This is a genomic window from Mucilaginibacter paludis DSM 18603, from assembly GCF_000166195.2.
Classification (GTDB): domain Bacteria; phylum Bacteroidota; class Bacteroidia; order Sphingobacteriales; family Sphingobacteriaceae; genus Mucilaginibacter; species Mucilaginibacter paludis.
On the sequence record NZ_CM001403.1, the window covers coordinates 5,104,436 to 5,126,881 of the forward strand.

Genomic DNA, 22,446 nt, shown 5'->3' on the forward strand with positions numbered 1-22,446 from the left:
ACTATCGCCGAAAGCCCTTACTATAAAAACTAATTAATCAATTGTCAGCTTCGTTTCTTCTTTCGCGCATTTGCTTAATCACCTCGTCCTGAAATTCTTTTTCGCTTTTATAAATCAAGCTAACCTTTTCGGGCGGCAAAATTTTAAGAAACTCAGTGGCGTAATGTCTTTTAATATTATTCTTTTTTTCGTCTAAGGATAATTCATTCAAAACCTGGTCTTTACCGTTGGATTGTGATGGGGAATTATTCATCCGTATCTGGGCCTGAATGGCAAACATTTCTTCCTGGTATTTATTGTACAGCGGCCAGAATTTGCCTGACTGTTCGGCTGTCAGATCAAGTTTTTTGGTGATATAAGCCGTTTTGATCTCTTTGATTTTTTTTAACCTGTTTGGCGCCGCATGCATATCATTTTTAGCACCAGGTTTTTCGTTCTTACGCTCGGACTGCTGCTGATCTTGCTTATGCGACCCGGGTAAACCGAATCCCTGGGAAAGGCTGGGTAAGCCATTGAAAAACAAGAGTATGGTAATAAGATGTCGCATTATTTTATTATTGATAACCATGTCTTAATACGGTTATTATTAATTTATTTCTCCCTGGTCACTCTCGGACGACAAGGTATTTAAAGTATTGGGGTCCGCATTTTCCATTAACGTCGGGGCATCTCCGTTAAGCTGTAAATAGGTTTCGATATCGCTTGCCGGAACTTTTGAAAGAGCCCTATGCAAATCGGAACGGTTACGGATCTCCTTGTTGTTAAACTCGCTCATAAAAACCGCTCCTCCTATCAGCAACGAAAAACATGCAGCTGAAGCGTACTTGAAAACTGAAGTAGACCAGATTTTCCTGATCACCCCTTTTTGTTGCTTAGGCGGCGCTGTAGTAACCACATTTTGTAAAATACGGTTTTCCAGACCGGCAAAATAGTTTTCGGGAACGGTGAATCCCTTTTCGCTGCCTACAATTTCTTCAATTGCCAGGCGGCTTTGGATATTGCCAGTTAATTCATCAAAATAATTTTCAGGTACAGTAAAGCCCTGGCCGGCGTTCAAAAGTTCATCAATAGCCAACCTGCTTTCAATACCTTCCGTTAAATCATCAAAATAATTTTCGGGCACTGTAAAACCGTGCTCCTTATTCAAAAGGTCGTCAATGGCAATACGGCTCTGAATGTTGGCCGACAGGTCGTCGAAATAATTTTCGGGAACTGTAAAGTTGTTGCTGTTATTTAAAGCTTCTTCGATATTAACCCGGCTTTGAATATGGCTTGCCAATTCATCAAAATAATTCTCAGGAACGCTAAATTCTTGTGTTTGATTAAGCGCTTCGGCTATCTTTACGCGGCTTTCGATCTGATTTGTTAATTCATTAAAATAGTTTGCTGGTACCACCAATCCTTCGGATGGGATGGATTTTTTTAGCTCTGATAAACGAATGCTGTCCATAATCCGGCCCTCCATTTCTTCGAAATAGTTCTCCGGTACTTTAAACGCGTTAGCCGGGTTAACCAGCTTTAGCGTTTGGTACTCGTTAATCCATTCCCTATTTTCTCTTTCGTCATTCATTACCCTGTATAGATGAATTAATTAGCAAAAGGTTTAATCGGATTTTAATCTTCCGCCAATAAAAATGCCTCAATTTTTTTTACTGCCAAATGGAACGATGATTTGAGCGCGCCAACGCTTGTGCCCAGCACTTCCGACATTTCTTCGTACTTCATTTCATCGTAATATTTCATGTTGAACACCAGTTTTTGCTTCTCGGGCAATGTTAACAATGCCTTTTGTAACTTCATCTGGGCCTTGTCCCCATCAAAATAGCTGGAATCGGCCAGCGTTTCTGATAGCTCGAATGCAACGTCGTCCAGAGGAACATTGTTTTTTAACTTTTTACGGTTTAAAAAAGTAATACACTCATTGGTGGCAATGCGATACATCCATGTGTATAACTGCGCATCGCTACGAAAACCCAGCAGGCTTTTCCATACTTTTACAAATACATCCTGCACCAGGTCATCAGCATCGTCGTGGTTAATAACCATACGCCGAATGTGCCAGTATATTTTTTGCTGATATTTTTTCAGCAACAGGTTAAATGCCTCGTTCCTTGTTTTTTCATTCTGGAATTTCTCCAGTATCTCTGCATCATCAACCTGATTAGACATGAATTAGGTATTAATTTTTTTTTAACGTTTAAACACACGTTGTATTTTATACAAATATAACAATGTTATCCTCTTTGCAATAGCTTTTTACGGTATCAATAACATCATAAAACTTTAATGCCGTTTTACCAGTTTTAGTTAAATACACAGATTGTTTACATATTGTTTCATTAATATAGCCTTGTTGCCAGGCAATAAAATTAAACACAGTATCTTTAATTAAATTATAAAATTGATGTGGTGGATATATGCTTTACTTTCGGCTTTTTTTGCAGCGCTTACAGCCATTTTTGCCAAAATGGGTATCAAGAATATGGATACCGACCTGGCTACAGCCATACGCACTGTAATTATACTCATACTGGCTTGGGGCATTGTGCTATTTAAAGGTGGCGAACACTCCATAGCCAACCTTAGTAAACAAAACTGGCTTTTTTTAATCCTTTCGGGATGCGCTACCGGCCTGTCGTGGATATTTTACTTTAGGGCACTGCAACTGGGTAAGGTATCGCAGGTGGCACCTATTGATAAATTGAGCGTAGCGCTGGCCATTTTATTATCCGTGGTGTTTTTAGGCGAGCAACTCACCTGGAAATCAGCCATCGGCGCACTCATGATTGTTGGAGGTACTTTTGTACTTATTTTGTAGATATGTTTGTTATTTGGTTACTGAATTATGGTTATTCGGTTCCCCGACCTGAGTTATAAGTTTAGCTATCCAATGCCGATTTTTATTTGTTCGGATAGGTTTTAATTACCACACAGCTCTGGATGATAACCTTAACACTTATTAATGATTAATAACTCAATTACAAGGTAATTGCCTAACAACTATGAATCCAATAACCAGTAACTAACTCAGCCAAATAACTTAGTAGCCCAGTAACTCAATAACCAGTAACTAACTCAGCAAATCCAATATCTGTTGCGATGAGTTTTTAGTATCAACCTTGCGAATAATGTTTTTGATAATACCGTCAGGGCCAATTAAAAACGTGGTTCTCGCAGTGCCCATATAGGTTTTGCCGTACATGTTTTTTTCAACCCAAACACCATAGTCTTCCACTATCTTTTTCTCATCGTCGGCTATCAACGCGAAGGGCAGGTTGTATTTGCTTTCGAATTTTTTGTGCGATTTTTCATCGTCTGTACTTACACCTATCACTTCAAAGCCCTGTTGGAGCAAAGATTGATAGTTATCCCTGAAACTACAGGCTTCGGCAGTACAGCCCGGGGTGTCATCTTTAGGATAAAAGTAAAGGATTACATTTTTGCCTTTGTAATCAGATAAGGAAATCTCCTCGCCATTTTGATTTTTTGCTGTAAAGTCGGGGGCTTTTTCGCCTTCGTTTAATGTTGCCATGTTATCGGTAAAAATTAGCAGTAAATTGTGAAAGATTATTTTTATTATCAGCAACAGCTAATGTAAAAACATGTTTGCCGGTCTTTATGCTTTCGTCAAAGGTATAGCTTAAAATTTTGGTTTTATAGTCCAACTCCATCAATACCCACTTCCCGTCTATTTTTCCGTTGTATGATTTAACGCCCGATAGGTTATCGCTCATCTTCAGCATAATGCTTTTGGCAATGGTCATGTTTTTACCATCGGTGATGTTCAGCGGAGTTATCACCGGAGCAAGGGTATCAATTCGCACGTAGTAATCTCCAAAGGCGCGGCAACTGGCTTTGATATAGCCGTTGGCATAAACGCCTCCTTCGCAAACGCCCGATGTGCTTACAATAACCGCCTTATCCGCAAGGGCCGCTGTCATATCGCTGTCGGGCTTTATCCAAAGTTCATAACTATCATGAATAGGGGTGAAACGGTTGTGAATGCGATAAACCGGCGAATGTCCGCCCGGCTTTCGCGGTAGCGCTGCATAATTAAAGTACAGGTCATCGTACAGGTTTCCCTGTGGGATAATCACCCTGACTTTATCAAAGGCAAACTCATTTTTCTGATCGTATTTAAATAATACGCCTGGTGGCCTGTCGGTAAGGATCTGCTCTGAAATAGGTTTTGATTTTACTCTAAATTTGAGCGTTGAGGTATTGCCCGCCACATCGCGCACAATGTATTCCACCTGGTGGATGGCGTCATCATTAAAAGTAATAATGCCACGGTTTTCCGACTGCGGGTAAACCGATATTTTATTTCCCGGTAAAATAAAGCTCTTCTGGATTTCGCGTCCGGTGCTTAAATAAGCCGGAAAATCAATATGCGCGTTTATAGCATGAGTTTGATCAAAAGCGAAACGTTCAACCGCGAATGTATAAACCAGTTTATCATCAACCTTGAGCTGGATAGAATAAGCACCATTTTTATTTAATGACGTGCTGTTCCGGTCGAAAGTAGAAATGCCAAAACCGATTTCGCCGCTTAAATTAATTATCGCCGGAGTAGTGAGGTGATAGTTAGCACCAGATCCTGCCACAGGATAATATTCCTTTGGCGTTTTTTCGCTAAAAGGGTTGCCATTTAAGTGATAGGCATACAATGCCGTTATGGTTGGTGGTACTTTATCAGGAATGGTTAATCCAAATAACTGAGGATTGATGGTTTCCTGGGTACTGGCATCCCTGATCTCAAAATGTACATGTGGCCCAGCCGAAGCGCCCGCGTTGCCCGACCATGCTACAACCTGGCCCTTAATTACCTGCACTTGTAAGGGTAGCAGGGTGATATCAGCCTCATAAGTTTGTTGTTGGTACTGGTAGTCGCGCACAATTTTGGCAAGTTCGGGGGCTAAGCGTTCCAGGTGCCCATATACCGTGGTGAAGCCGTTGGGGTGCGTAATATATACAGCCCTGCCAAAGCCGCCGTACTGTATGCGCAGCCTCGAAATATAGCCATCAAAAGCGGCATGAACAGGGTAGCCGGTGCGCTGGTTGGTTTTAAAATCGAGCCCCGAGTGGAAGTGATTGGAGCGCAGCTCGCCAAATGAGCCGGCCGTGGTGGGGGGCAGCTCCAGCGGATAGCGAAAAAAATCCTTAGGGTATTGATGAGTTTGAACAATATCCTGGGCCTGTGTTTTTAAATTTAAACCGAGGATGAGCAAAAGGTAAATGATGGTATGTTTAATGATCACTTTATATCAAAGTCAAGTAGTTTTTCAGTTTCTAAATATCCCTCCAGATGGTCGCCTATGGCAACTTTGGATACACCCGGCGGAGTGCCGGTAAATATCAGGTCGCCTTTTTTCAGGGTAATATAGCCTGATACAAAAGCGATGATTTGCTCGAACGAAAAAAGCAGATCATGGGTGCTCCCTTGTTGCCTGGTTTGTCCGTTAATATCCAGTTTGAAGCTGAGGTTATACAAGTTGGTAAATTTTGATTTGGGTACAAAATTGCTTACCGGGGCGGAGCTATCAAAAGATTTGGCTAACTCCCAGGGCAGGCCCTTTTCCTTGTGGCGGCTTTGGATATCGCGTGCTGTAAAATCGATGCCCAGGCCTATCTCCTCAAAATAACCGGAAGCAAATTTTTCGCTGATGTTTTTACCCTCTTTACTTATTTTGAGTACAATTTCAATTTCGTGATGAATATCCTGCGAAAAGTCGGGATGATAAAAGGGCTTGTTGTCTTTTAGCAAGGCGGTATCCGGCTTCATAAAAATGACCGGCACAGCGGGTACAGGGTTATTTAATTCTTTGGCATGCTCGGCATAATTACGGCCTATGGCTATTATCTTCATGTTAAAACTCCAATTTATATCAGCCAAAGCTAAAAAATAAAGCTCTGCTCTTCACTTAAAAGAACGGGACTGTATATAAAAAGTTTATTACAGTATGGAGATTTTTTTAATGACCGACTCGGTACCAACTACCATCCGCACAAAATAGAAGCCGCTTGATAGTTTGTTATTAAGGTTATACGTAAACTTTTGCTCACCCGGATCAACCCGCTGCGAAAACAGGGTGACCACGACGTTACCTAAAACATCCATTATTTTGATGGACACATTGGTGTTTTTGGCCACGTAGTAGCGCAGGTTAATTTGATCGGTAATTGGATTGGGGAACACCTGGACGTTAGATAATAACTTATCGGTTTCAAATTTGGTGAGCGATGTTTTATTACCGTATATGGTAACATCTGGTTTTAAGGGTGGCAGCGCTATTTTGATACCGTTTTTCAGGTAAGATTTATCGTTTTTATTTGTAAATACTTTGACTATTTTCGTCGTGTCGGATCGTTGGGGTTTTTTACCATCAGCCATAGCATAATTTCTGCTGCACGCCAATGCGAGTATCAGAAGAAATGAATAGGCTAAATAGTAGATGTTCCTCATTAATTACATTTATAATTGAACGCAAAAGTATAAATAAACTTGCTTTGATTTAGTTTGTATTAAGCCATATGTGTATTTTTAACATAATTTAACACTAAAAGGCAAACACTAACAAACAAGAAATACTCACTTAATGTAGTATACGTAAAAAAGATCGATAAGTTTAATAATATATCATATTTCTACATATTTGAATGTCACAGAATAATTTTAGTAAGCTATCTGCTGCTGGTGTGCTCATTAGTTTAGGCATTATATACGGTGACATTGGTACCTCGCCTTTATATGTATTTACCGCCATAGTTGGTAAGCAAGCCATTACCGCGGACCTGATATTTGGAGGAATTTCCCTCATTTTTTGGACCCTTACACTACAAACAACTTTAAAATACGTAGTGATAACGCTAAGGGCGGATAACAAGGGTGAGGGGGGCATTTTCTCGTTATTTTCCTTAGTGCGCCGCAGGGCAAAGTGGTTGCTTATCCCGGCAGTTATCGGGGGCTGCGCATTATTGGCCGACGGCATTATTACGCCACCTATTACGGTATCGTCGGCCATTGAGGGTTTGGATATCCTTTATCCGCATCTCCCTACCATCTATATCGTAGTAGCCATATTAACGGGATTATTTTTGATCCAAAGGTTTGGTACCTCATTTGTAGGTAAAGGCTTTGGACCCATCATGTTTTTATGGTTCTCTATGATGGGGGTATTAGGCATTAGTCATATTGTGAATGTGCCGTCTGTTATCATGGCGCTTAATCCTTATTATGCTGTTCATTTACTCATCACTAATCCTAATTCGTTTATCATCCTGGGCGCCGTGTTTTTGTGTACTACCGGTGCCGAAGCTTTATACTCCGACCTGGGCCATTGCGGCCGTCCTAATATACAGGTCAGCTGGATTTATGTTAAAACCTGTTTGATATTAAACTACCTGGGGCAGGGGGCATGGCTGGTGCAACACGAGGGCGAAACGCTCTACCGCATGGATGGCCCGCACACCGTGCATTTGAATCCATTTTACCAGATTATGCCCGGATGGTTTTTAATTTATGGTATTGGTATTGCTACCGTGGCCGCGGTAATTGCCAGCCAGGCCCTTATTTCTGGATCATTCACACTTATAGCCGAAGCGGTGAGGCTAAACCTTTGGCCCAAACTAAAAATAATTTACCCTACTAACGAGCGCGGACAATTGTATGTGCCCAGCGTTAACTGGTTGCTGTGGGCAGGCTGCCTGGTGGTGGTGGCCTTATTTGAGCACTCCGAGCATATGGAGGCTGCCTATGGTTTGAGCATTACCATTGCCATGTTGATGACCACCATTTTGGTATCTAAATTTTTGAAAGCTAAAAATGTGCCTTCTTATATGATATGGCTGTTTCTGGCCATCTATATCTCCATCGAAGGTACCTTCCTGATGAGCAACATGGTTAAGTTTGTTCATGGCGGGTGGTTTACCTTAACGGTGGGTGCTATATTATTCTCGGTGATGTGGTCGTGGCATACAGCACGCAAAATCAGGAACCGGTATGTTAAATTTATTGAGATCAGTGATTATTTCCCGATCATTAAGGAGTTAAGCGACGACGAATCGGTGCCTAAATATGCATCGCAACTGGTTTACTTAACCAGCGCCAATTTTGATTCGGAGATCGAATCGAAAATTATTTACTCCATTTTACAAAAGCAGCCTAAACGCGCCGATGTGTACTGGCTTGTACACGTTAATGTAATGGACGAACCCCACGTACGCGAGTATGATGTAAACTTTCTGATACCTAATAAACTGATCAGGGTGGATTTTAAATTAGGTTTTAGAGTTGATCAGGGGGTAAATTTACTGTTCCGTAAAGTGGTTGAAGACTTGGTGAAGAATGGAGAAGTGGATATTACGAGCCAGTATAAATCGTTAAACAGGCACAAAATTGTTGGCGATTTCCGTTTCATCGTGCTGGAGAAAATTCTTTCAAGGTCACATAACCTCTCGTTGTACGAAAAATCTATCATGAACTATTATTTCCTGCTCAAAAAAGCCAGTCTTTCCGAGGAACGCAGTTTTGGCCTCGACCTTAGCTTTGTTACCGTTGAAAAGGTGCCCTTGTTGTTGGCTGATCCGGATAGTGTTGAACTGAAAAGAAGGATACGAAGTTAGGAGGAGAATAAGATACCAAAATAAAGAGCCGGGAGTTTAAACTTTCGGCTCTTTTGTTTTAGTGGCCCATATTAATTATGGCTTTTGATTTTAAACCCTGCCAATTCCAGGTGATAGTATTTGAGCCTTGCCCGCGTAGAGTACGTCGGATATCACGCCTCACTACAGGTGATGAGATTATTCGCTTTGGCAACGCTAATCAGTGGTAGAAGCCTGGGTATCGAAAAGAAGACCAGTTATGATCACTGTTATGTGATGTCAATAAAAAAGCACCCGGTTATGAGCCGGATGCCTGTATTAATGAGTTTTTGCTATCTTTTGAAATACGTTTTTAACAAAGCACTCCCATTCAAAATAGGGGCATTTAAGCGCACTTTATTAAGGCAAACTACTTTTCTACCGCCGAGAATATCTCCAGCAAAATATTCCACCTGTGGTTCTGATCTATATCCCAGATGCGCACATAGTTATAATCGTTTACGATATTGCCTTTTTTAATTTGTGCTACCCCGTAAGTATAGGCCAGGTCGTTACTTACGGCGCGGCCTGCGCTTGTGGTTTTAGCAACGATGGATATCCCCTCGTTGTTAATGAATTTCATGATTTTATCTTTGCCTGTAGCGGGTTCAAAACCAGGAAAATAATAATGAGCTTCAGGATCCAGAAACTCCTTGTAAGCTGCTAAGGCCGATAGCGACAGCGAATGGTTAAACTGCTCGTCGGTAGCTAAGATAACTCTTTTAGGCTTAAAAGGATCTTTACTTGGTGGGGTAACACTCGCTTCAGGATCTTTAAAATCGGTTACCTCTTCTTGTTCCGGTTCAGGATGCTGTACGCCAAGGTCAATCAATAATTTTAGTTTGTTTTCGCTGTTAACCCTCCATATAGAAACATAGTGGCCGTATACTTTATCCGTATCGCTTTTATTGTTCTGATAAATGTAAGGGCCCGCGGTAAACGCCAGGTCGCCATTGGCCGAAATACGCGCAAGTTTGGGCTGCCAGCTTAAAATGCCCGGCTGTTTATCAATATTGCCATAAAAATCCTTAGCGTTAACGGCATTGGGTTTGAAAACAATAGCTTCATCATCAACTACCGATAAAAATCCGTCTTTAATACCTTTTTTGGCTACTGTTTTATCGAACGATTGTTCCGCTTCAACAACTGTTTTAACTTCGGCTTTTTGAGCTAAAGCTAAGCCTGAAAGGCATGTAAATAGGATAGATGTTGCAAATATTTTCTTCATAGAGATAAGATTGTGGTATCAAATTACTGTTGCTGCATAAAGTAAGTTATGCAGTTGATATGTTAACGTAATTGGTTGATATTTGTGATATAATAATTAAAATAGCTTTTTATCCAGATTATATTTTACTCCAGGTGGTGCCCTCTTTGCTGTCTTTGAGTTGGAAGCCAATCTGTTGAAGGCCTATTCGTATTTTATCAGAGGTAGCGTAATCCATGTTCTTTTTGGCTTCGCTGCGTAAATTAATAATAAAGTCGATCACTTTAGGCAATTCTTCGTTGGCGGCCTGTTCGTCTTTTAAACCAAGTATGTCAACCACAAAGTGCTGCATTATGTTTTGCAGCAATTGTAAATTATTTTGATCTATTTTCAATTTTCCATCGTGTACCGAGTTAACTATCTTCGAAATTTCAAACAATTCGGCAATTAATACCGGGCTGTTAAAATCATCGTTGATAGCGGCGTAGCACTTGCTTTGCAATTCTGCTACGTTAACGTCGCTTTCTGCCGAAGCCTTTAATCCGTTTACCAAAGCAAAGGCATTCATGAGCCTTTTAAAACCTTTTTCCGACGCTTCCATGGCCTCATTCGAAAAATCGAGTGTGCTGCGGTAATGTGCCTGCATCATAAAAAAGCGCACCGTCATGGGGCTGTAGCCTTTGGTGAGCAAGCTGTGTGTACCGGCAAATAATTCATGAGGCAAAAAGCTATTACCCAATGATTTTGACATTTTTTGCCCGTTAACGGTCAGCATATTTGTATGGATCCAGTATAAAGCCGGATTTTTGCCGCAGCTTGCCACATTTTGAGCTATTTCGTTAGTATGGTGCGTGGGCATCAGGTCGATGCCGCCGCCGTGAATATCAAATTGTTCACCGAGGTATTTATGGCTCATGGCCGAGCACTCCAAATGCCAGCCCGGAAAGCCAAGGCCCCAGGGTGAAGGCCATTTCATTAAATGTTCAGGCTTGGCTTTTATCCAGAGGGCAAAGTCAAGTTTGCCATGTTTGTCGTCTTGCCCACCAAGGGTGCGGGTATTATTAAGCAGGTCGTCCAGGTTACGGCCGTTAAGTATGCCATAATCCTGGGTGGCATTATATTTCTCCACATCAAAATATACACTCCCGTCAACCTCGTACGCAAACCCTTTTTCCAGTATTAGCTTAACCAGCTCAATCTGTTCAATAATATGGCCGGTAGCTGTAGGCTCTATGCTGGGTGGTAAAGCATTAAAAACCTGCATAATCTCATGGAAACCTACGGTGTACCTTTGTACAATTTCCATCGGCTCCAGCTTGGCTATTTTGGCTTTTTTTGAAATTTTGTCTTCACCCTCGTCGGCATCGCCTTCCAGGTGACCGGCGTCGGTAATGTTACGCACATAACGTACCTGGTAACCCAAATGGGTAAGGTATCTGAATATCAGGTCAAACGAGATAAAAGTACGGCAATTGCCCAGGTGAACATCACTATAAACGGTTGGCCCGCAAACGTACATACCCACATGCGGGGCATTTAACGGTTTAAATTCTTCTTTTTTTCGTGTTAATGTATTGTAAACAAATAATTTTTGTTCCATGCGCAAACTTACATATTTTCGGTAAACAGTGAATTATCGGCTCTATTTTACTTGAGCAATAAATCACTGCGGATAGGGTAATGATCGGATAGCTTTTTTTCGATCACTGTATAATTGAGTACATCAAATTGAGGGCTTACTAAAATATAGTCAATTTGATAGTTGGGGATATCGCCATTATAGGTTCTGCCCAGTCCGCGGCCTTTTTCCCTGAAAGCATTTTTAATACCCTTCGACATTTGGTTAACAGCGTATGACGAGGGCGTATCATTAAAATCACCGGCAACGATATAAGGGTAAGGGCACTGAGCCATATGGTCCTTCATCATAGTAACCTGGGCGCTGCGGTGTATAAAAGCAGCCTTTAATTTGCTAACGATGCGTTTAGATGAGCGGATATTCGTTTTTCCTTTTTGCGATACGCTGTCCATATAAACGTGGTCTTCCGCTGTTAGCAAAAAGGATTGTAAATGCACGCAGTATACCCTGAATATCTTGTCGTCTTTTTTTACGTCGATAAAAATAGCTTTCGTGTCGCTGTAATCTTGCGTTAGCCTGATCACCCCCTGGTGAATGATGGGGAATTTTGAAAAGATAGCCAATCCGCCGCCAGCTGCAAGGGTTCCGCTAAAGGGTTGGTAGAAATAGTATGGGGTTTGGAGTGCCGCTTTAATAGAATCGCACATGGCAAACTTACCTTTGGCGAACGAGTAAAACTCCTCCATATTAATAAAATCAGGCTGTTGCTCTCTAACCAAACTCACTATCTGCTGGGCGCTTGAGGCATTGGTTTGCGCGTTTGAAAAGCTATGTACATTGTAGGCCATCATCCTGATTTGCTCTGGCCTGGCTTTCGGGGTATCCTGTGTTGTGCTATGGAAACCGATATTTTTTTGAAGTATGCTGTAGCCTAACAGGATGCTACATAAGGATATCAGAATGTACTTTTTAAACCGTAATAACCAATAAAGTACAAATAGGGCGTTAAGTAACAACAGGGGTGGATAAGCCAGGCCAAAAAGAGCCACTGGCCAAAAAAAAGCAGGATCAGTAAAAGGAGCAAGGTAGCTTATTAAAATACAAGCCGCCACGCCATAATTACAAAACAGAAAAATTTTGTCGAAAAAAACAATTCTGCTTTTAGTTTTTGTCACCATCGCTTGCTCTGAATAATATTTCCTTTTCCTGCCTGCTCAGGCTGTCGTACCCGGATTTGGATATCTTATCTAAGATCAGGTCAACCTCTTCTTCGCGTGGTTTAGTGTTGGTGTTTTTAGAAAGGTTTTTAACCGCTATCTTCAATTTTGATTTGGGCTGAAGCACCTTTTCGATACTGCCTCCCCAATCGTGGCCGTTGCGCAGCTGTTTAATATAAATAAAACCGAGCAAGGCTCCACCCAGATGGGCAAATTCGCCACCGGCGTTGGGGCCAACAATGCTGAGCAGATCAAATAAAATATAAACTATAGCGAGCCACTTTAATTTAACCGCCCCAAAAAACATCATGGATATGGTATAGTCTGGCAGTAAGGTGGCTGTACCCACTATAACGGCCATAACAGACGCAGTAGCGCCCACTGTGTTTGCTGTTTCTTTCACTTCGGTAAAAAGCGGGAAAACATTATAGGCTACCACGTAAACTAAAGCTCCTGCCAAGCCACCTAAAATATAAAGGGTGATCAGTTTTTTCCCGCCGAGGTATTCTTCAAAAATCTGTCCTATCCAAAAAAACCAGAGCATATTAAACAGCAGATGTAGAATACCGCCGTGCATAAACATGTAGGTAAAGGGTGTCCAGAATCTGGTTGCCAGTTTAGGCAGATAGGAAGGCAACAACAAGTAGCGTGACAAAAAATCGTAAAGAAAAGCCTGCTTAGTAGTTAATAACTCAAAAACGTATATCAGGCCCAATATCAAAAAAACGGCTACGTTAATACCAATCAGCAGGTTCAACCTGCTTCCGGAGTGGATTACTTTAAATTTTATTTCTTCCCAAAGAGTGCTCATAAATTAATGATAGGTAATATAACAAAAATTAATTGTAATAATTGTCACGATTGTTTAAGCCCCATATTTTGATCATGATGAAGCCAAACAACGCGCCGCCCAGATGTGCAAAATGGGCTACGGAGTCGCCAGTAAACTGCCCAAATCCTGAGAATAATTCTACCAAAACATAGCCAATTACAACATACTTGGCCTTAACCGGGATAGGGATAAACATAATTAAAAGTTCCACATTTGGAAACAACATCCCAAAAGCAACCAGCAAACCAAATATGGCGCCAGAAGCCCCTAAAATTGGTGTGCCGTATATTTCTCTTAATTTTTCATACACCGGCGATCCCATAATACTATTCCAGTCTGTCACCGTGAAAGCGCCTGTCATGCTGTGAATTTGTATGGCCTGAACAAGCATATTAGTGAGGAGTGCGCCAATACCTGTAATAAAATAGAAATTAAAAAAGCGTTTCGACCCCATCGTATGTTCTAACGTGGGCCCGAAAACGTAAAGCGCAAACATGTTAAACAGAATGTGCCACAAACTGGTAGGGTCGTGCATAAACATATAAGTGATTACCTGCCATGGTTTAAACAAGGATGAATCAAAATAGAATGCTGATAGTGGAACAACCAGGTCGATATTAACGCGATGCAACACCCAAGTTGCCAGGTAAAAAATAACATTGATGATCAGTAAATTTTTCACCACCGGTGTTAAATTGGCGAATGGCGACTGCCTGTAGTAACTCATATATTTTTATATATAACCGTTCTTATTTTTCAAACTTCTCTAAAAGCTCTGTTAGCGTAAAAGTAATAATTATTGGTTTGCCGCTTAACGATATATTAGGCATCTGGCAGGCAAACAACTGATCTATCAGGATGTTCATTTCTTCGAGCGATAGTCTCGTTCCAGCCTTAAGAGCCGCATTTCGCGCTAACGATCGTGCCAAATTATCACGCTTATCTAACTTTAAAACAGCTTGGTTGTTTTTAAAACCTTCTAACAAATGTTCAAGCAGGGCATGCTCGTTGGCATTGTGCAACTCGGCGGGTATCCCTTCCACAACAACGGTATTTTTGCCGAATTCGCGTACATCAAAACCCAAAGCCCTTACATCAGGCAACAGTTCTCTTAAAAGTTCAAAATCGGCGGCATTAAAGGTAATACTCTGGGGGAAAAGGGTTTGCTGGCTAACGCCAGAGTGATTTTCCAACTGCTGTAAAAAACGTTCGTACAGTACCCTTTCGTGCGCGGCCTGCTGATTAACCAACATAAAGCCCGATTTAATTTGCGACAGGATGAACCGGTTATGAATTTGAAACAACTGCCGCTCGCTCGATTTGCTGATCTGCTCCTCGTTAATTTCAACTTTTTGCCGGTCGATATCCATTTGCTGCTGTTGCGCAGTATCTCTTTGGCTGATCTGGTAAAGTGTATCCCAGTTCTGAGGGATGGCCGATTTTTGATAATCGCCATAATTTCTGAAAGCAGGATCGGGCCGTGCGGTTTTTTCCGGAGCAAAGGGATTGAAATCCGGATTAAAAGTAATGCTGGGTGCTACAATCTCTTCAAAAGGCTTAGCAGTGATCAGGTGTTCGATGCTGTTCTCCTGGTCAAAGTCGATAGTAGGCGTGATGTTATAGCGCCCTAACGATCTTTTTACCGCCGAGCGGATGATGGCATAAATGGATTTTTCATCCTGATATTTGATCTCCGTTTTAGTAGGATGAACGTTGATGTCAATTTTAGATGGATCGATATCGATAAAAAGCACATACAAAGGATAGCTCTCTTCCGGCAGCAGCTCTTCAAAAGCCGTCATTACGGCGTGGTTAAGGTAGGCATCCTTGATAAAGCGGTTGTTCACAAAAAAGAACTGCTCGCCACGCGTTTTCCGTGCAAACTCAGGTTTACCTACATAACCGCGCAGGTTGATGATGGAGGTATCCTCTTCAACCGGAACCAGCCGCTGGTTATATTGATTGCCCAGCAGGTGAATGATGCGTTGCTTTAAACTGGCGGCAGGTAAATGATAAACCTCCTGCCCGTCGTGGTGCATGGTGAAAAATATCTGCGGATTAGCCAATGCCACCCGCTGAAACTCGTCAATAATATGCCGCATCTCTACCGGGTTGCCTTTTAAAAAGTTTCGGCGTGCCGGTATATTATAAAACAGGTTTTTAATACAAATAGAAGTGCCCGCATTACATGAGCAGGCTTCTTGTTTAATCACTTGCGAGCCTTCAATTTCTATCAGCGTACCCAGTTCATCCTCAAAGCGGCGGGTTTTGAGTTCAACCTGGGCAATAGCCGCTATGGATGCCATGGCCTCGCCGCGGAAACCCATAGTGCGGATGGCAAACAAATCTTCGGCCTTCCGTATTTTGGATGTTGCGTGGCGCTCAAAACACATACGGGCATCGGTAAGGCTCATGCCGCAACCATTATCAATAACCTGTATCAATGATTTTCCGGCGTCCTTGAGTATCAATTGTATTTTATCGGCCCCGGCATCTATGGCGTTTTCAACAAGTTCTTTTACCGCTGATGCAGGTCGCTGCACCACCTCGCCCGCCGCAATTTGGTTGGCAACCGAGTCGGGTAAAAGTTGGATTATATCAGACATTTAAAAAAATTCCCTTCAATTTCAATTTCGTTGCTAATTTAGAAAAATGATGTCACAACTTTACCGGTTGATGTGTGTTATACCCTGAAATGACATCATGGTTAATAAATAATCGATTCTATCACTAATAATACCAAATACTCCAATGGCTTACCGATAGCTTCGATAATTTTGAAATTAATTAATAAATGAAAAAAATACTGCCTTTTTTGCTGCTCGTGGTGGCAGCCTGCAAACAAAAACAACCTAATGCCGACCTCCTGGTGAAGAATGCCAGGGTTTACACTGCCAACAGCAATTTTGCCATTGCCACAGCCTTTGTTGTTAACGGGGGTAAAATTATAGCGGTTGGAACAACCGAAGAACTGGAAAAAAGGTACGATGCGCGACAGGTGCTCGATGCAGGGAAAAAAGCGGTTTATCCTGGCTTTATTGATGCACATACCCACTTTTATGATTACGGATTAAGCCTGCAGCAGGTTAACCTGGCCGGAACCGCCAGTTGGACGCAGATCATCGATTCGGTGCTTACGTTTTCAAAACTCAATCCGGATGGCTGGCTGGTAGGCCACGGATGGGACCAAAACCATTGGCCCGTAAAGCAATTCCCTAATAAAGCCAAACTGGATTCGCTTTTTCCGGACAGGCCTGTTTTGCTGAGCCGTATTGACGGCCATGCGGCTATTGTTAACCAGGCCGCTTTAAATATAGCGGCAATTAAGCCCGGCCAAACTATTGCTGGTGGTCAAATTGAAACCGTTAACGGCAAGCTTACCGGTGTTTTGCTTGACAATGCTGTTGGCCTCGTTGAGCATAAAATGCCCGGCCCCAACGAGGAGCAGATTCAGAATGCTTTTATAAATGCGCAAAATAACTGCTTTGCCGTTGGTCTCACCACAGTTGACGATTGCGGCTTGGATTACCATTTGCTGGCTAACATCAGTCAGTTGCAAAATGAGCGCAAGTTAAAAATGCGGCTTTATGTGATGCTCTCGGATAAACCCGAAAATTATAATTACCTGTTTAAAAGGGGAATAATTAAAACCTCGCACCTGAACGTACGGGCATTTAAGGTTTATGCGGATGGCGCGTTAGGATCTCGCGGTGCATGTTTGCTGCAAAATTATACCGACCAAAAGAACTGGAAGGGATTTTTATTGAATACACCGGATCATTTTAAAGAAGTAGCCGCGAAAATAGCAGGCAAAGGTTTCCAGATGTGTACGCATGCTATAGGCGATTCGGCCAACCGGATGATGCTTAAAATATATGCCGGTATATTGAAAGGCAAAAACGATAAGCGCTGGCGGATAGAGCATGCCCAGGTTTTGGCTCCGGAGGATATTCAGCTATTTGGCCAGAATAACATTATCCCATCTGTACAGCCTTCGCATGCCACATCAGATATGGAATGGGCCATCAGACGTTTGGGGCCTAAAAGGATTAAGTCTGCCTATGCCTATAAACAATTGTTAGATCAAAATGGATGGATCCCGCTGGGTACTGATTTCCCCGTTGAAGACATCAACCCGATGTATACCTTTTATGCTGCTGTAACCCGCAAAAATCTTGCTGGCTGGCCGCTTACAGGTTTCCAAACTGATAACGCCTTAAGCCGTAAGGAGGCCCTGCTCGGCATGACCTTATGGGCAGCTAAGGCCAATTTTGAAGAGCAGGAAAAAGGAAGTATTGAACCGGGCAAATACGCCGATTTTGTAATACTTGACCAGGATATCATGACAGTGAATGCTGCCGATTTGCCCAAAGTGCGCGTGATGAAGACTTATGTTAACGGAGAAAAGGTTTATGACAGAAATTAAAATAGCTAATTATATGGCGGGCCTAATGGTCGCCTTTACTTTATTAAGTTCAGCTTGTGCGCAAAATCCGCATGGTGCAAATGCGGCCATTTTGGCTGAACAGCGGCTGGTTGAAAAATCAACCGTGTTATTAAATAACGAACAACAGGTGGTACCGGTGTTAAACCTGGACGTTGCAAAAATAGCCAGCGTACATTTTACCTATGCATACGGTGCCGCTTTTGACAGCCTGTTGAATAAATACACTAAAGTACAAGTCTTTAATGGCAATACTTACGAGGGCGCAACTGGCCTCAACAGCCTTTCGGACGATTTGAAAATGTATAATACCATTATCGTTGAGCTAAACGATATGGAAACCGTTAATCAGCAATACATCAACTTTATTAACAGCAATAAAAAGTTGAAGAATGTAATCGTGGTTGTTTTTGGTAAGGGCACAGCGCTTACTGCCCTTAACGAGGTAACAGCGCCCATCATCTGGAGTGAAAGGCAAACTATGTTGTCTGCAACTTATGCGGCTCAGGTAGTTTTTGGCGGGGTGGCCGTTACGCAAAAGCTCGATAAAAGTTACTCATCCAAATACTTAGCCGGTACCGGTTTTTTTACGGTTAAAACCCGGCTGCAATATACCGTTCCCGAAGATGCTGGTATCAACTCCAACAATCTGCTGGCTATTGATGATATTGCCCACGAAGCCATTAACCAACGTGCAACGCCAGGTTGTGTGGTATTGGTAGCAAAGGATGGAAAGGTAATTTTTAATAAAGCCTACGGCTATCATACTTATGATAAAACTATGCCGGATAAGTTGACCGATATCTTCGACCTGGCCTCCATGACCAAGATATCGGCCACAACAATGGCGGCCATGCGCTTAACCGGCGAAGGGAAATTAAACCTCGATTCCACCTTGGGTTATTATATCGCTAAAGCAAGTACAACTAATAAAAACGATATTAAGGTACGTGAGCTATTGTTGCACCAGGCTGGTTTAATACCTGATATACCGGCGTTTGAAAAGGTTAAGGTATCAGATTATAGCGCCGACTCTTCTGCCGCCTTTCCGGTTAAAATAGTAGACAATTATTTTTTAAGGAAGGATTACTTTAAGGATGTGATGTATCCAGATATGCTTAACTCGCCTTTACGAACACGCGGCAAATATGTTTATAGCGATTTGAGCATGCTATTTATGAAAGAGGTAGAAGAAAATATTACGCAAATACCATTGAATACCTACGTGCAGCAACAGTTTTACGGCCCGCTTGGAATGCAAACAGCCGGCTTTTTGCCGCTTTACCGTTTTAAAAAGGACCAGATTATACCTACCGAAAACGACGTGCAATACCGCCACGCACTGCTGGATGGCTACGTGCACGACCCAACAGCGGCTTTAATGGGTGGAATAGCTGGTCATGCAGGCTTATTTGCTACCAGTAATGATGTAGCTATTCTATACCAAATGGTTTTAAACGGCGGTACTTATGGCGGAACGCAATATTTAAAACCCGAGATAATAAAAATGTTTACTGCCAGATACTCGGATAATAGCCGCCGCGGTTTAGGTTTTGACCGCTGGGATCCAAACATCAGCCTGGGCTATCCATCCAAACTGGCATCGCCCGAAACGTATGGGCATACCGGTTATACCGGCACCTGCATCTGGGTTGACCCGAAGAGCAACCTGGTATATGTGTTTTTATCAAACCGCGTTAACCCCAAGGTGAGTGATAAGCTCTCGCAGTTAAAAATTCGTGGACGCATTCAGGATGCGGTTTACCAGGCTATGGCTAAGGGATTGTAAAAAGCCCCACCCAAACCCTCCCCGGTAGGGAGGGCTTAAAAAAAGTCTCCCCAACCGGGGGAGATTTAGAGGGGGCTTTGGTTTGTTTTTGGGTGTGCATGAGCGCTACGCGATTTAGAGGGGGGCTTTCCTTTTTAAATCTTAGTGATAAAAAAACTGGTTTTTAATCCTGTATTATTTATCTTAACCGCTTGTAAATTTTTTATGAAGAAATTATACTTTGTCGCAATCGCTTTATTGTTTTTTTTATCTGTTAAGGCCCAAAATGTGGCTACTGCACAACCTGCAAAGGCTAATTATGCTTTGGCAGCCCGCTTCTCTCCAAAAAAAATTGGGAAGATGGTTTTCACAACCGCCGTTGATGCGCATTGGCTAAAACTCAGCAATAAGTTTTGGTATATGTTTGAAACGCCGAACATCAAAAACTGGTATATTGTTGATCCGGTACTCAAAACAAAAAAGCTGATGTTTGATAACGCCAGGTTAGCAGCCGGCATCACATTAATTGTTAAAGATCCCTTTGACGCGCAGCATCTGCCTATCGAAAATTTAAAGTTCACCAAGGACGAAAAATCTATTCAGTTTGAGCTGAAGAGCAGTATTGACCAGGTAAAAAAAGACCGGAAGGACAAAAAGGCAGCCGATTCGTTAGAGAAAAAGACCTTTTACTTCCAATATGACCTGGTGACCGAAAAGGTATCAGAACTTAAAAATTACGACAAAATAAAGCCTAAGCCAGTTTGGGCATCCATCGCGCCAGATAGTTCGGCCATTGTTTTTTGCCGCTACTATAACCTTTATTGGATGGATAAGGAAAATTATAAAAAAGCGCTCAAAAACGAGGACGACAGTACTGTAGTTGAGCACCAGTTAACCAAGGATGGCGTTGAATTTTACGCTTACGGGGGCGATATAGAGAACGGGACTAATATTGATGAGATCAAGAACCGGAAAAAGCGCAAGCCTACTTCGGTATTGTGGTCGCCGGATGCAAAACACTTTGCTTTAATACGCAGTGATGAGCGCAAGGTGAAGGATTTGTGGGTAATAAACAGCATTGCAGATCCGCGGCCAACGCTCGAAACTTACAAATACGAGATGCCGGGTGAAGCAGAGCAGCCACGAAAAGAGTTATGGTTGTTTGATTTTGCTGCCAAAACCGGAAAAAAATTGAACGTATCGCTATTTAAGGATCAGGAACTATCTACCTGGTCTGCACCAGCAAAAGCAAGAAACCGGGATGATGAGTTCCGCCCTTCCATCTGGCTGGGTACCAACAGCGAATTCTATTTTTACCGTACTGGCCGGGATTTGAAAAGGATAGATGTTTGCAGTGTGGATATCAACACGGCAAAGGTTACCGTGCAGGTACAGGAGCGGATGAATATTTATGTAGAGATCAGCAAGCCGGGCTTGATAAACGGGGGTAAGGAGCTGATAGAGTGGAGCGAGCGCGATGGCTGGGCACATTTTTATTTGTATGATGATGCCGGCCATGTTAAAAATCAAATTACATCGGGGCAGTTCCACTGTGATGATATCATCAACATCGACGAAAAAAACAGGATCTTATATTTTACCGCATCGGGCCGTGAGCCTAACGAAAATCCTTACTATACACATTTGTATAGCATTAAACTGGATGGTACAGGATTAAAGCTTTTAAACGCAGGCAATTTTGACCATGCCGTTAACATGAACGATAACGAAAAATATTTTGTCGACGTGTTTTCGCGGGTAAACACCGCGCCTAAATCCGTGCTGCGCGGTAATGATGGCCACCAGGTGATGGAGCTGGAAGCGGCCGACCTGTCGCGCTTAATGGCCGCTGGTTATAAATTTCCGGAGCCGTTTAAAATTAAGGCCGACGATGGCATTACTGATTTGTATGGCGTAATGTATAAGCCTTTTGATTTTGATCCGTCAAAAAAATATCCACTGATAGAATACGTTTATCCAGGCCCCCAAACAGAGGGTGTAAGTAAAGCATTCAGTTCGCGGATGGATTATGTTGATCGCCTGGCCCAATTCGGTTTCATCGTCATCTCCGTTGGTAACCGGGGGGGCAACCCCGAGCGGTCAAAATGGTACCATACCTTTGGCTACGGCAACCTGCGCGATTATGGCCTGGCCGATAAAAAGGCCGCTGCAGAGCAACTTGCAGACCGTTACCCTTTTATTGATCTTGAGCGTGTAGGCATTACCGGCCACTCCGGCGGGGGCTTTATGTCGAGCGCGGCCATGTTGGTTTATCCTGATTTTTTCAAGGTGGCCGTATCCGAGTCGGGCAATCACGATAATAGCGTATATAATCGTTGGTGGAGCGAGAAGCATAACGGCGTTAAAGAAATTGTAACCGCCAAGGGCGATACCACGTTTCAATATTCCATTGATAAAAATCCCGACCTGGCTAAAAATTTAAAAGGACGCTTATTGCTTTCAACCGGCGACGTTGATGATAATGTACATCCGGCCAATACCATCCGCTTAATTAACGCGCTAATTAAGGCCAACAAACGCTTTGATTTTGTATTGCTGCCGGGCCAAAAGCATGCCTATGGCGACATGACCGAATATTTTTTCTGGCAAAAAGGCGATTACTTCTGCAAATATCTTTTAAACGATTTTTCGCAACCGGTGGACATTTTGGAGATGGATAGGGAGGTGGAGATGACGGGCAAAAAGAAACCTTAATCTAATTGTCAGGGTTTTATTTTTTACATGCAGTTCACATTAAA

At 42.4% G+C, this 22,446-nt stretch carries 18 protein-coding genes; 5 read left to right on the forward strand and 13 right to left on the reverse strand.

Features of this window, described 5'->3' with window-relative positions; genetic code table 11:
* Positions 1 to 37: 37 nt before the first annotated feature.
* Genes MUCPA_RS21610 through MUCPA_RS21620 form a run of 3 tightly spaced genes read right to left on the reverse strand, consistent with a single transcriptional unit; the run spans position 38 to position 2,169 of the window.
* Entirely contained in the window at positions 38 to 547 is a 510-nt protein-coding gene (locus MUCPA_RS21610) for a hypothetical protein (RefSeq protein WP_157543960.1), read from the reverse strand.
* A gap of 39 nt (positions 548 to 586) precedes the next feature.
* The gene (locus MUCPA_RS21615; protein WP_008509320.1) at positions 587 to 1,570 is read right to left on the reverse strand and encodes a hypothetical protein; all 984 of its coding nucleotides are present in this window, start codon (positions 1,568 to 1,570) and stop codon (positions 587 to 589) included.
* 44 nt (positions 1,571 to 1,614) lie between these two features.
* Positions 1,615 to 2,169 (reverse strand): RNA polymerase sigma factor, encoded by a 555-nt coding sequence (locus MUCPA_RS21620; RefSeq protein WP_008509321.1) that lies wholly within the window; start codon positions 2,167 to 2,169, stop codon positions 1,615 to 1,617.
* Positions 2,170 to 2,404: 235 nt separating this feature from the next.
* Here MUCPA_RS21620 and MUCPA_RS21625 point away from each other — a divergent pair, with 235 nt between their 5' ends.
* The gene (locus MUCPA_RS21625) at positions 2,405 to 2,818 is read left to right on the forward strand and encodes an EamA family transporter (protein WP_008509322.1); all 414 of its coding nucleotides are present in this window, start codon (positions 2,405 to 2,407) and stop codon (positions 2,816 to 2,818) included.
* A 252-nt stretch (positions 2,819 to 3,070) separates the two neighbouring features.
* Here the strand turns inward: MUCPA_RS21625 and bcp are convergent, their stop codons facing one another.
* From bcp to MUCPA_RS36320, 4 genes are all read right to left on the reverse strand, one after another.
* Positions 3,071 to 3,532: a thioredoxin-dependent thiol peroxidase gene (gene bcp, locus MUCPA_RS21630; protein WP_008509323.1), complete on the reverse strand. Its 462-nt coding sequence runs from the start codon at positions 3,530 to 3,532 to the stop codon at positions 3,071 to 3,073.
* Position 3,533: 1 nt separating this feature from the next.
* Entirely contained in the window at positions 3,534 to 5,258 is a 1,725-nt protein-coding gene (locus MUCPA_RS21635; protein WP_008509324.1) for a M23 family metallopeptidase, read from the reverse strand.
* Complete coding sequence (locus MUCPA_RS21640) at positions 5,255 to 5,866, reverse strand: fumarylacetoacetate hydrolase family protein (protein WP_008509325.1); 612 nt, start codon at positions 5,864 to 5,866, stop codon at positions 5,255 to 5,257. The genes MUCPA_RS21635 and MUCPA_RS21640 overlap by 4 nt, the downstream gene beginning before the upstream one ends.
* Before the next feature lie 87 nt (positions 5,867 to 5,953).
* On the reverse strand, positions 5,954 to 6,463 hold the full coding sequence (locus tag MUCPA_RS36320; protein ID WP_008509326.1) for a T9SS type A sorting domain-containing protein: 510 nt from the start codon (positions 6,461 to 6,463) through the stop codon (positions 5,954 to 5,956).
* Between the two features lie 194 nt (positions 6,464 to 6,657).
* Here MUCPA_RS36320 and MUCPA_RS21650 point away from each other — a divergent pair, with 194 nt between their 5' ends.
* The gene (locus tag MUCPA_RS21650) at positions 6,658 to 8,622 is read left to right on the forward strand and encodes a KUP/HAK/KT family potassium transporter (protein ID WP_008509327.1); all 1,965 of its coding nucleotides are present in this window, start codon (positions 6,658 to 6,660) and stop codon (positions 8,620 to 8,622) included.
* Positions 8,623 to 9,010: 388 nt separating this feature from the next.
* On the opposite strand, the gene MUCPA_RS21655 is transcribed toward MUCPA_RS21650, so the two are convergent.
* The 6 genes from MUCPA_RS21655 to mutL all read right to left on the reverse strand — a co-directional run bounded on the left by MUCPA_RS21655 (position 9,011) and on the right by mutL (position 16,081).
* Positions 9,011 to 9,868, reverse strand: coding sequence for a DUF4440 domain-containing protein (locus MUCPA_RS21655; RefSeq protein ID WP_008509328.1), 858 nt, complete (start codon positions 9,866 to 9,868; stop codon positions 9,011 to 9,013).
* A gap of 118 nt (positions 9,869 to 9,986) precedes the next feature.
* The gene (gene cysS / locus MUCPA_RS21660) at positions 9,987 to 11,447 is read right to left on the reverse strand and encodes a cysteine--tRNA ligase (RefSeq protein WP_008509329.1); all 1,461 of its coding nucleotides are present in this window, start codon (positions 11,445 to 11,447) and stop codon (positions 9,987 to 9,989) included.
* Between the two features lie 47 nt (positions 11,448 to 11,494).
* Entirely contained in the window at positions 11,495 to 12,604 is a 1,110-nt protein-coding gene (locus MUCPA_RS21665; RefSeq protein WP_008509331.1) for an endonuclease/exonuclease/phosphatase family protein, read from the reverse strand.
* Positions 12,588 to 13,454, reverse strand: a complete 867-nt coding sequence (locus MUCPA_RS21670) for a rhomboid family protein (RefSeq protein ID WP_008509332.1) — start codon at positions 13,452 to 13,454, stop codon at positions 12,588 to 12,590. Before MUCPA_RS21670 ends, MUCPA_RS21665 begins: the two co-directional genes overlap by 17 nt.
* 28 nt (positions 13,455 to 13,482) lie before the next feature.
* Positions 13,483 to 14,202, reverse strand: coding sequence for a rhomboid family intramembrane serine protease (locus MUCPA_RS21675; RefSeq protein WP_008509334.1), 720 nt, complete (start codon positions 14,200 to 14,202; stop codon positions 13,483 to 13,485).
* Positions 14,203 to 14,224: 22 nt separating this feature from the next.
* The gene (gene mutL / locus MUCPA_RS21680) at positions 14,225 to 16,081 is read right to left on the reverse strand and encodes a DNA mismatch repair endonuclease MutL (RefSeq protein WP_008509338.1); all 1,857 of its coding nucleotides are present in this window, start codon (positions 16,079 to 16,081) and stop codon (positions 14,225 to 14,227) included.
* Between the two features lie 188 nt (positions 16,082 to 16,269).
* Here mutL and MUCPA_RS21685 point away from each other — a divergent pair, with 188 nt between their 5' ends.
* The 3 genes from MUCPA_RS21685 (at position 16,270) to MUCPA_RS21695 (ending at position 22,402) form a co-directional block, all read left to right on the forward strand.
* The gene (locus MUCPA_RS21685) at positions 16,270 to 17,901 is read left to right on the forward strand and encodes an amidohydrolase (RefSeq protein WP_008509339.1); all 1,632 of its coding nucleotides are present in this window, start codon (positions 16,270 to 16,272) and stop codon (positions 17,899 to 17,901) included.
* Positions 17,888 to 19,708 carry a serine hydrolase domain-containing protein gene (locus tag MUCPA_RS21690; protein WP_008509340.1) on the forward strand — a complete coding sequence of 607 codons (1,821 nt, stop codon included), beginning with the start codon at positions 17,888 to 17,890 and terminating at the stop codon, positions 19,706 to 19,708. Before MUCPA_RS21685 ends, MUCPA_RS21690 begins: the two co-directional genes overlap by 14 nt.
* Positions 19,709 to 19,912: 204 nt before the next feature.
* On the forward strand, positions 19,913 to 22,402 hold the full coding sequence (locus tag MUCPA_RS21695) for a S9 family peptidase (RefSeq protein WP_008509341.1): 2,490 nt from the start codon (positions 19,913 to 19,915) through the stop codon (positions 22,400 to 22,402).
* The last annotated feature ends 44 nt before the right edge of the window (positions 22,403 to 22,446 follow it).